Source organism: Nocardioides pacificus (genome assembly GCF_054775955.1).
Window position 1 is genome coordinate 278,331 of the sequence record NZ_BAAHCI010000004.1, and the last position, 9,383, is coordinate 287,713.

The 9,383-nt window shown below is 70.6% G+C and carries 8 protein-coding genes; 3 read left to right on the top strand and 5 right to left on the bottom strand.

Annotation, left to right across the window (positions count from 1 at the left end; translation table 11 throughout):
* The first annotated feature begins 21 nt into the window (after positions 1 to 21).
* Positions 22 to 573: a TetR/AcrR family transcriptional regulator gene (locus ACYU7L_RS02540; RefSeq protein WP_460793612.1), complete on the top strand. Its 552-nt coding sequence runs from the start codon at positions 22 to 24 to the stop codon at positions 571 to 573.
* A gap of 129 nt (positions 574 to 702) precedes the next feature.
* On the opposite strand, the gene ACYU7L_RS02545 is transcribed toward ACYU7L_RS02540, so the two are convergent.
* On the bottom strand, positions 703 to 1,272 hold the full coding sequence (locus ACYU7L_RS02545) for a DUF2231 domain-containing protein (RefSeq protein WP_460793613.1): 570 nt from the start codon (positions 1,270 to 1,272) through the stop codon (positions 703 to 705).
* Between the two features lie 428 nt (positions 1,273 to 1,700).
* Positions 1,701 to 2,093: a hypothetical protein gene (locus ACYU7L_RS02550; protein ID WP_460793614.1), complete on the bottom strand. Its 393-nt coding sequence runs from the start codon at positions 2,091 to 2,093 to the stop codon at positions 1,701 to 1,703.
* A 330-nt stretch (positions 2,094 to 2,423) separates the two neighbouring features.
* Between ACYU7L_RS02550 and ACYU7L_RS02555 the strand changes: the two genes are divergently transcribed.
* Together ACYU7L_RS02555 and ACYU7L_RS02560 are read left to right on the top strand one after the other, a co-directional pair.
* Positions 2,424 to 3,182, top strand: coding sequence for a hypothetical protein (locus ACYU7L_RS02555; RefSeq protein WP_460793615.1), 759 nt, complete (start codon positions 2,424 to 2,426; stop codon positions 3,180 to 3,182).
* Positions 3,183 to 3,233: 51 nt separating this feature from the next.
* Positions 3,234 to 3,935 carry a VOC family protein gene (locus ACYU7L_RS02560; RefSeq protein ID WP_460793616.1) on the top strand — a complete coding sequence of 234 codons (702 nt, stop codon included), beginning with the start codon at positions 3,234 to 3,236 and terminating at the stop codon, positions 3,933 to 3,935.
* Here ACYU7L_RS02560 and ACYU7L_RS02565 read toward each other — a convergent pair.
* The 3 genes from ACYU7L_RS02565 to ACYU7L_RS02575 form a co-directional block, all read right to left on the bottom strand.
* Positions 3,929 to 4,933, bottom strand: a complete 1,005-nt coding sequence (locus ACYU7L_RS02565; RefSeq protein ID WP_460793617.1) for a hypothetical protein — start codon at positions 4,931 to 4,933, stop codon at positions 3,929 to 3,931. The two genes, ACYU7L_RS02560 and ACYU7L_RS02565, sit on opposite strands and share 7 nt — an antisense overlap.
* 31 nt (positions 4,934 to 4,964) lie before the next feature.
* A complete protein-coding gene (locus ACYU7L_RS02570; protein WP_460793618.1) occupies positions 4,965 to 7,085 on the bottom strand; it encodes a M14 family zinc carboxypeptidase in 2,121 nt (706 codons plus the stop codon).
* A 71-nt stretch (positions 7,086 to 7,156) separates the two neighbouring features.
* A complete protein-coding gene (locus ACYU7L_RS02575; protein WP_460793619.1) occupies positions 7,157 to 9,208 on the bottom strand; it encodes a GDSL-type esterase/lipase family protein in 2,052 nt (683 codons plus the stop codon).
* Between the last annotated feature and the right edge of the window lie 175 nt (positions 9,209 to 9,383).

Sequence of the window (9,383 nt, forward strand, 5' to 3'; positions counted from 1 at the left end):
GCGGTCAAGATAAGGTGACCCATGCCTCGAAACCGCCGACCGCAGGACCGCGAGGAGAAGCGAGCCGAGATCGTCGATGCGGCAGCGGGACTGTTCACCCAGGCCGGCTACGACAACACCTCCATGGCCAGAGTCGCAGCAAGCGCCGGAGTCACGACGAACACGATCTACTGGTACTTCAAGGACAAGGACGCGCTCCTCGTCGGCGTACTCGACCACCTCCTCAGCGAATCACTGGCGGCCGCTTCCCTCCACGCCGGCGAGCCCTGGGTCGACCAGGTGCTGTGGGCAGTCGAGCAGCTCGACCAGTACAACCGGCTCGTCACAGACGTCCACGCCAGAGCCTCGGCCTCGCCCGCCATCGAGGCCTGGCACAAGAGCTTCCACGACCTCATGGACTCGCTGATGGCCAGAGGTTTCCGCGGCGTCGGCGTAGCCGAAGCCGACCTGGACGCGATGAACCGAATCGGCGCCTTCGTCGTCGAGGGCCTCCTGATGCACCCCCACACGGGGCCGAGCCGACGAGAGATCGTCGAACAACTTGTTCGTCCTCGTGGAGATCGGAGCGCCTAGCTCGTCCGTCACTCCGCTTGCATCGACGTCCGCGACTGGCTCCCCACTAGGTCGCTCGCGTTGTGCCCACCACTGCTGCCCGGCCAGAGCCGAGGGCGGTCGGAGCACCACTCGGAGCGAGGCGGAAGCTCAAGACCGTGCGGAAGCCTCGTCGAAGGCCGGGTGGTGCGTGGACACCTTGCGCGCCGCGGCCAGGTGCCCGCCCAGGTAGGCGCCCACCACGGAGACGGTTGCGCCGGCCAGCGCGAGCTGCGCCCCCGCGCCGTGCCGGCCCCTCTTGCGAGCGACCCACGACGCGGCGTAAGTGCCGATCGCCACGCCGTTGGTGACCGCGTGTGCGAGGCCGACCCGCTTCTCGCGGGCATCGACGGCCAGCCACTCGGCCCACCCCGTCCAGGCCGTCGGCGCCACGAACAGCAGCCCGGTGCCGACGAGCCGCTGCGCTGCGGCGTCGGAGCCACGTCCGCCGAAGATGTCCAGCACAGTGGCCGAGGTCCACGAGCCGATGACCATGTCGGTGAGCAGCGGATGGATCGCGTGCCCCAGCCACTTCCCGCGCAGGATCGAGACCCGTGGCTCGGTGCCGAAGGCGGTCCGGATCCCTGGCTCGATGGCGCGCACCGGTCCGTCGAGCGCGGCGGCGTTCTCGAGTCGCAGGGTCCAGCGGACGATGGCGTTGGGGCGATCGGTCGAGCTCATGGGCTTCTCCTCGCGGGTGTGCCGGACGACGTCATCACATGGATTCACCGTGCCCTTCCCCACTGATGTGGTCAACAGGGATCACCACCCCGGCTCACCGGACCTACGCTGGACAGATGACCCCGGACGAGGTCGGCCGTCAGATCGAGTCCCTGCCGCAGATCAAGCGCAAGGGCACCGCGGAGCTGCCGGGCTGGTATGTGCAGGACCGTCTGGTCGCCCGCCTGGCCGACCCGAGCACGCTGGTGATCCGGGTCCCGCTGAGCGAGCGCGAGTCACTGCTCGCGACCTACCCGGACAGCTTCGGCGTGCCCCCGCGCATGGAGGCCCACCACAAGGTGTGGCCTACCTCGACCGAGCGACGCCTGACGCCATACGCACCGCCCTCGAGCTCGCCTGGCAGATGCATCACCGCTGAGCGACCGACCTCAGCGAGGCGACGGGTGCGCCCGGCCCAGGGCCCGCGTCACCCCGTCCGCGAGGTCGTGCGGCTTGCCGTTGAAGGCGATCACCGCATCGGGGGCGTGGACGCGGATCAGGTTCACCACCGACTCGAACAGCTCCAACAGCTCTTCGGGACGCCGGATCCCGGCCCCGATGAGCACACAGTCCCACGGCTGGTCCTGGAGCGCGCCGGTGATCCGAGCCTCGACGTCGTCGCTGCCGTCGAGCCCGACCAGGCAGGACTCAGCCGCATAGCCGGCCTCGCTCAGCCCGGCCATGCCGGCCTCGATCGCCTCGGAGATCGGCTGGGGGTCCCAGGGGCCGGTCACCCGGAAGGGGTCCAGGCCGATGACGAGGACCTGCGAGTCCTTGCTCATGCGCCCCTCCCTCGCCGGTGTCACCTCGACGCCTCCTGTTCACGGTGCGCCTGCTGTGCCCGCCTGGTCAAGGAGGACGACCGGGGCAACAGTGGGAGTGCTGGCCCTCCGGACGATCCGCGAGCCGGGGGGTGGCTCGGGCGCAGGCGACAATTCAGCAGGAAAACTCCGCTCACCGGAGACCCCTTGAGCGTGGACGTCCTCGCGTTTTCCTTCTGAATGGTCGCTCGTGCTCCACCCAGCGAGCGGCAAGTCCCCGGCAGGACCCGAACACGCGGCCGATCCCTCGAACACAGCGACAAGCGCGCGTGAAGCGAGCACACTCCTGCCATGGACATCGGAGTACGGCGAGCAACCGCTCGGCGGGTGGGGGCGGGTCTCCTCGCGCTGGCGACGCTGACCGTGGGAACAGCAGCGTGTTCCCAGCAGGAGCCCGACGCGGCGCTGGCCTCGGCCCCGATCGCGTCCGAGACGCCGCCCGGCCCCACCGAGACCGCGTCTGCGTCCACGACGCCCACCCCGCGCCCGACCACGCGCTCCCCCAGCGCCACGCCCTCCCCCAGCACCGCGCCACCCCTCCGGCGGCTGTCGGCGAGCGATCCGGCCGACGACATCGTCGGCCCGAAGCCGGCACACTGGTTCGCGCCCAGCACCGACCTCACCCGCTTCGTGGCGACCTATGAGGCCGCCACCGGGCAGATGAGGTTCCGCATCACGTTCCGAGACCTGCGCGAGCTGACCAAGCAGCGCAAGCGCTTCGAGCACTCGGTCACGGTGGCCAACGACGCTGGCCCCTGGACGGCCGTCTTCTTCGAGCGCAGTCCGTGGCACGGCGCCAGCATCGTGATCCACGGCAGCACCGGACGGCCCCTCTCCGAGGGCGGCGGCATCCGGACCTGCCGGGGAGCCAGCTCCGCAACGCGCGCCGACACCGTGACCCTCTTCATCCCCGTCCGGTGCATCGCCCGCGGACAGCGGCCCGCACACTTCTCCGTCTCGTCCAGCGCCCAGCAGGTCTTCCGGAACGCGTGGAGCGAGCCCATCGCCTCCGACGAGCTGCTCACCACCCGGCGCGTCCTCACCCGCTGACCCGCCGAAAATGACCTGCCGACCCACGGAGCACGGGTCTAGCGTGCAGGGATGACCCTGCACTTCGACGCGGTCGCCTTCGACGCCGAGGACCCCGCCGCGCTGGCGTCGTTCTGGGGCAGCCTGCTCGGCCGCGAGCCGGTCCCCGAGCGGGACGGTTCGCTGCTCCCCTGCGACGAGACCCAGGTGGGCCTCCGGTTCGTGGAAGGCAACCCCGACCGGTCCCCCAGCATCCGCAACCTGCACCTCCACGTCACCACCTCTAGCCCCGAGGACCGGGAGCAGACGATCGCCGACGCGCTGCGTCTCGGCGGCCGACACCTCCACGTGGGCCAGCTCCCCGAGGAGGACCACACCGTGCTGGCCGACCCGGGTGGCAACGCGTTCTGCGTGATCGAGCCGGGCAACGGCTACCTCGCCGGATGCGGTCGCCTAGGCGAGATCGCCTGCGACGGCACCCGCGACGTCGGACTGTTCTGGCACGAAGCCTTGCGCTGGCCGCTGGTGTGGGACCAGGACGAGGAGACGGCGATCCAGTCACCCGCAGGGGGCACCAAGGTCGCCTGGGGCGGACCGCCGCTGGCCCCCAAGGGCACGCGGATCAGCCAGCGCTTCCACCTCACGACCGACGACCCCGACGCCGAGATCGCGCGCCTCATCACCCTGGGCGCGACCCGGCTGCGCGACCTCGATGGTGGCGTCGAGCTCGCCGACCCGGACGGCAACGAGTTCTGGATCGCCTGCCCTCAGTAGTCCCGGGCCGCCGACCCGTGCGGGAAGTGCACCAGCTCGTGCGGCGCCGGCCGGATGGTGCGCAGCACCCGGCACCGACGCTGCTCCACCGTGAGCCGACAGCTGACCAGTCGGACGCGGTGTGGCCCGAAGGGACTTCGGTCGAAGGCGATCCCGTAGGCCGTCTCGTCGTCGGTCCACCCGCCCAGGATGAAGCGACGCCCGTGCAGGTCGGTCGGCAACCGACGCCCGCCGACCTCGAAGACCTGGATCGCCCCGCCGTAGACCGGCATCACGGTCACCGTGCCGTCCGGTGACGCGTGGCCCCACTGGGTCGAACGATAGGGATCCTCCGGTACGACGAGCCGGCCGCGCCGCACGAGCGCGGGCTGGATGAGCCCACCGCCCGGGTCGCGACCGGCGAAGAAGAACTGGTCACCGTGCTCGGTCCGCTCCCCCGTGCGCGGATCCCACGACATGACCTCGTTGCCCGAGGCGGTCTGGACGAGGAGCCTCTCGCCGTCGAAGCCCAGGACCCGCGGCTGCGCATCTTCATAGAGGTCGGTCAGGTCGCCCTCGAGGTTGCCCATGCCGGCGCCGTCGCGGACGACGACCTCACCGGACTCCAGATCGACGATGACGGTCGACCACGGCTTGCCCCGGGAATGGTCGAGGAGACCGAGGTAGCGCCCGCTCTCCGAGGCGGCGAGCTCGTCGGTCCGCAGGCTGGTACGACGCGACTCCTCGCCGTCGGTGGCCCAGACGACGTCGGAGTAGCCCTTCCGGTAGAAGATCCACCCGTTCGCCTCGACCATCGCGCTGACGCGCCTGTCCACCCGGATGGTGCGGTCGTCGACGTGGATGGTGTCGCCGAGCGCCCACAGCACCGCGTCCGTGGGGAGGCCGCCCGCCCCGACCGGGACGTCCGACATCTCCGGATCCGCCTGATCGGAGGCAGGCTGGCAGCCGCTCAGCACGAGGCCCAGAGCCACGCACGCGATCGACCGCCTCAGCCTCATCCGAGGAGCGTAGGCGAGCCGCCTCGGCCGCTCAGCGCCGGAAGCGCCGCACGCACCGCGACAGGTCCACCTTGACCCGCTGCCCACGCTCCACGACCACCGGCATCTTCTGAAGCACGCGCCCCTTCTTCTCGCAGGTGAGCGTGTAGGACTCCACGACCGGCTCGGTGCGGCGCTCGTGCGCGTCGTACAGCCCGGCGACGGCGGTGTAGCTCGGCGTGAGCGAGGCGAAGTTGATCACCCGGATCACGTAGGTGCCCGGCATCGGGGCGTTGATGCTGACCTTCTCCTTGGCGCCCAGGGAGTTGCCCGAGCTGGCGACCTGGGTCAGGGAGCCGTCGGCGTTCTTGCGGTAGACCTCGAGGTCGAGGTCGTCCGGCGTCGGCCAGTCGAGGGTGACGTGCAGGACGTCCTGGGCCGACTCGATGACCTGGAACTCGTGGTCGACCGACTGGGTCGGGGCGGCGGTGCCGGTGAAGGTCTCGGAGCGCGTGGGCTTCTCCCCCAGCACCTTGATCAGCTTGGACTGGACGATCGGGCGGGTGGACGGGTTGACGTCCCAAGCGAACCGCTTGCCGCCGCGCACGACCATGCTGCTCTCGAGGGTGTCGGTGAAGCTGTTCTCGGGGCTCCAGGTGGGCGTCTTGAACCTCTTGCGCAGCCGGAGGGTCGCGCCCCGGGGCGCGCGGCCGGCGATCAGCGAGTGGCTGGCGCGGCTGACGGCAGTCTCGAAGGCGAGCAGGTAGGCCTCGCGGTTGCCCTTGCCGGCGTACTTCCCGGCGCCGAGGTATTCGTCGACGACCTGGGCGAACGGCGGGTGGAACTCGTTGGCGCCGATCTCGAAGGTGTAGCCGTAGCCGCCGGTGGCGTTGTAGGACCAGTCCTCGGTGGTGCCGGTGGTGTCGTAGAGCTCCCAGCTCTGGAGGTTCTCGTAGCCGTTCTGCGCGGTCATCCGCGCGCCCAGGCTCTTCATCGCCTTCTCGTCCGGGGCGTCGCCGACCGGCAGCCCGTCGTGGCCGATCGTGGCGGGGTTGACGCCGTTGGGGCGCAGCACCAGGTTGGAGAAGGTGTGGTTGGAGATCATCATCGTGACCTGGCGCCCGGAGATCAGGCTGCGCACGTTGCGCGTCTCCGGCTCGGAGAACGGGCCGGCGCCGCGGTAGGTCGGGTCGAGGAACGTCTCGGAGGCGCCCGGCCCGCCCCACAGGCCGCCGTAGTTGCGGTTGAGGTCCACGCCGATGCCGAAGCCGCCGGGGCTGGTGACGCTGAACAGCGAGCAGGTGCCGTCCTCGGGGTCCTGGCCGTCGACGACGCGGCAGTTCTTGCGCTTGTAGGCGTTGCCCGGCGTGAGCAGGTTGGAGACCGTGCCGCCGGCGTCGAGCTCGCGCAGGTCGACGATCGTGCCGTCGCGGTGCGAGAGCTGGAAGCCGTCGGGGTTGGCGACGGGCACAACGAGCATCCGGCCGCGCTCGAGCAGCCGGGTGATGCGCGGGTCGCCGGCCTTCACGCCCTTGACGAGGTCGAGGGCGAACTCCATCGCGTGCTCGCCCGAGGGCCACTCGCGGGCATGGTGCAGCCCGAACATCGCGAACGTCGGCCGCCCGTCGCGGGCGCGGACGTCGCTGGCGATCTCCACGCCGTACGTCGTGCGCCCGTCGAGGGTCTTCTCGGGCAGCGTGATCAGGCGGACCAGGCGGGGGTTGGCCTTGGCCAGGGCCCGCATCTCGGCGTTGTAGTCGTCCAGGCTGCGGTAGGCGTCGCGCCCCGACGGCAGCGCGGTGCGCACGGTCTTGGCGGCGAAGAGCTCGTCGAGTCGGTTGATCACGCCCTGGCGGCGGAGCAGGTCATTGATGCGTACGTCGTAGGTGAAGCCGGCGCGGGTCAGCGCGAGCCGGTCGGCGAGCGAGTGCAGCACCACCTCGACGTAGTCGCGGCCGGCGTGCTCGGTGAGGTCGAGGCCCAGCGCCTGCAGCCGCGCCTTGTCGGCCCGGGTCGGGGTGTCGACGGTGACCAGCTGCGGGGCGAAGACATCGGCGACGGCCGGGGGGCTGGACTGCGCGGCGGTCGGGACGCTCAGCGCGGTGGCGCCGAGCGCGAGCACAGCCAGGGCTCCGGCAACGGTCCGACGGGGCGAGGGAGTACGGCGACGCATGGTGATCCTCCGGGGCGTGAGCGCGGCGGTTCGTCGCCGCATGCACCCCTAACGGCACGGGGCCGTCGGGGTCACGCCGGCCGCGTCCCCCACCAGGGCTTCCAGAAGGCGAGGAGCGCGATGCTGAGCAGCCAGGCACCGAGCACCGCGATGCCGATCAGCAGGCCCCACCAGTCATCGGACGATCCGAAGAGCAGCTTGTCCGCGACCTGTCCTCTCGCCCACTTCGCGCCCTCCGCGCGACAGTTCGTCGTGTTGCTCTGGTCGTCGTCGATCAGGTCGCAGGGCGCCTTCGTCACGACTGCGATCTCCCCCTGGTCACCGGACGCCTCGGGCTCGGCGGGCGGCTCGGCCCCGTCAGCCGAGGTGTCACGGATGGTCCCGCCGGGCTGCACTCCCGCGTTCTCACTGAGCCAGGTCTCGAAGACCTCCAGCATCGCCGCGTGGCCGCGCTCGTTGGGGTGCAGGCTGTTGTGATACCAGTTCTTCGGGTTGAACCGCTGCTCGGCCAGCCCCCCGACCGACGACAGACCGATGAAGTTGATGCCGGGGCGGTCGTTGTTGCCGGGGTCGCAGAGCTGCAGTTGGGCGCCCCGCAGGGCGCCCTCCATCTCGTCGAGGAAGAAGAAGCCCTGGCTCGTCGCTGCCGCCTCGACCCGGGCGTTGAGCTTGGGGATGAACTCGCTGACGAACTGGAGGTCCTTGGCCGACAGGGTCACGTCGTCGCAGCGTGCCGGCTCACCCGTGGCGGGGTCGGTGTAGATCGGGTTGGGATAGGCGGTGACCAGCACCGGCGTCCGCGGGAACTTCTCGTTGACCTGGGCGAACGTCGCCGCCAGCGCCGTCTCCACCTGCGGCAGGCTGCCCTCCCACAGCGACCGCTCGTCGATGCAGTCACCCGGGGCGAGGCACATCACGCCGATCGTGGAGAAGCCCGAGTCGTTGCCGCCGAGACCGATCACCGCGAGCTCCGGCGTGAACTCCTCCCCGTCATCGACCACCGAGCTCACGAACTCGTCGTACTGGTCGAGCTGCGTCCCGGGCTCGTTGAACTGCGCCCGCTGCCGTGGGCCCTCCTTGTGCTGGACGTTGTAGGTCCGCGCGCCCGAGCAGGCCAGGAACTTCACCGAGTCGAAGCGCCTGCTCGTCTGTCCCGCGAGCGCCGCCCAGGCCGTCGGTGCTCGGTTGCAGTGGTTCTCGTGCACCCCCTCCTCCTTGTCGACCTCCTCGGCGTAGTAGGTCTTCGCACCCTCCCCGGACATGTACGAGTCGCCGAGGGCGATCAGCACCCGGTCCCCCAGCTTCGGGCTCAGCTCGGCCGGCTTGTCGACGCTGGCGTTCGTGACGCCCATCAGACAGACGGCGGCGATCACGACGGCGATGTCGGCCTGGGTGCTGGAGACGATGGCCAGCACCAGGAGCGCGAGAGCGACGAGTGCGATCACGGCGATGCTCGGCGTCGAGACCCGGCTCTGGGCGACCAGGACCGCACCGCCGAACATCAGCGCGCCCACGACTGCGACGACGCCGACGGTCCGGCCGCGGCCGGGGGCCTGCAGATAGTCGGCGACCGGGTCAGCCAGGACGGCCAGGCCGATCGGCGCGATGAGCATGCCGGGCAGCACCAGTGCGATCGCCCAGGCGTGCTGCTCGAGCAGGAGGAGGCCGACCAGCAGGGCGACGGCGGACACCACCAGCGCCGCAAGGCCGACGGCGACGCGCCACCTCCCATGGCTGCGGTAGCGCATGAGCAGGGAGCCGAGGGCGAAGTAGCCGATGATGGCACCCCAGAGGAACCACGTGCTCCGGTCGATCCACTGGCCCACGAGGAAGGCCACGACCGCGACGACCAGCGCAGCCCCGGAGATCCAGTAGGGGAAGGCATAGGGGCGGAGATCGTCGTCGTCCTCCCGGCGGGCATCGACCGAGGCCTGGTATTGCCCGCGCACCCACAGGGTGCTGGCGGCGACGTAGATGACGAAGAAGATGCCCACCTCGGCCAGGGAGACGCCCTGGCGGCAGCGCCACGCCAGGAGGAACGCCGCGCCCAGCATCAGCGCCAGCCGTGAGCCGATGCGCCAACGGCGGTACGTCGTGTCGGAGTCAGCCTCGAGCCAAGACATGGGCACCCCCGCGAGCCGGAATCTCTCGATCGTGCATCCGCCATCGAGCGTTGGGCATGGCCCATCTGGGTCAATTCGCCGGTTGTTACCTCGTGGGGCTGCGGGCGCGGCCGGGCGCGCGTCAGCCGGCGGTGGGGCTCCGCAGTCCGGCCAGCCGGGTGACCGCGCTCCGGCC

What these genes read in the sequence shown, in the direction of transcription:
- ACYU7L_RS02540 (WP_460793612.1), top strand. Translation starts at nt 22, where the DNA reads ATGCCTCGAAACCGCCGACCGCAGGACCGCGAGGAGAAGCGAGCCGAG.
- ACYU7L_RS02545 (WP_460793613.1), bottom strand. Translation starts at nt 1,272, where the DNA reads ATGAGCTCGACCGATCGCCCCAACGCCATCGTCCGCTGGACCCTGCGA.
- ACYU7L_RS02550 (WP_460793614.1), bottom strand. Translation starts at nt 2,093, where the DNA reads ATGAGCAAGGACTCGCAGGTCCTCGTCATCGGCCTGGACCCCTTCCGG.
- ACYU7L_RS02555 (WP_460793615.1), top strand. Translation starts at nt 2,424, where the DNA reads ATGGACATCGGAGTACGGCGAGCAACCGCTCGGCGGGTGGGGGCGGGT.
- ACYU7L_RS02560 (WP_460793616.1), top strand. Translation starts at nt 3,234, where the DNA reads ATGACCCTGCACTTCGACGCGGTCGCCTTCGACGCCGAGGACCCCGCC.
- ACYU7L_RS02565 (WP_460793617.1), bottom strand. Translation starts at nt 4,933, where the DNA reads ATGAGGCTGAGGCGGTCGATCGCGTGCGTGGCTCTGGGCCTCGTGCTG.
- ACYU7L_RS02570 (WP_460793618.1), bottom strand. Translation starts at nt 7,085, where the DNA reads ATGCGTCGCCGTACTCCCTCGCCCCGTCGGACCGTTGCCGGAGCCCTG.
- ACYU7L_RS02575 (WP_460793619.1), bottom strand. Translation starts at nt 9,208, where the DNA reads ATGTCTTGGCTCGAGGCTGACTCCGACACGACGTACCGCCGTTGGCGC.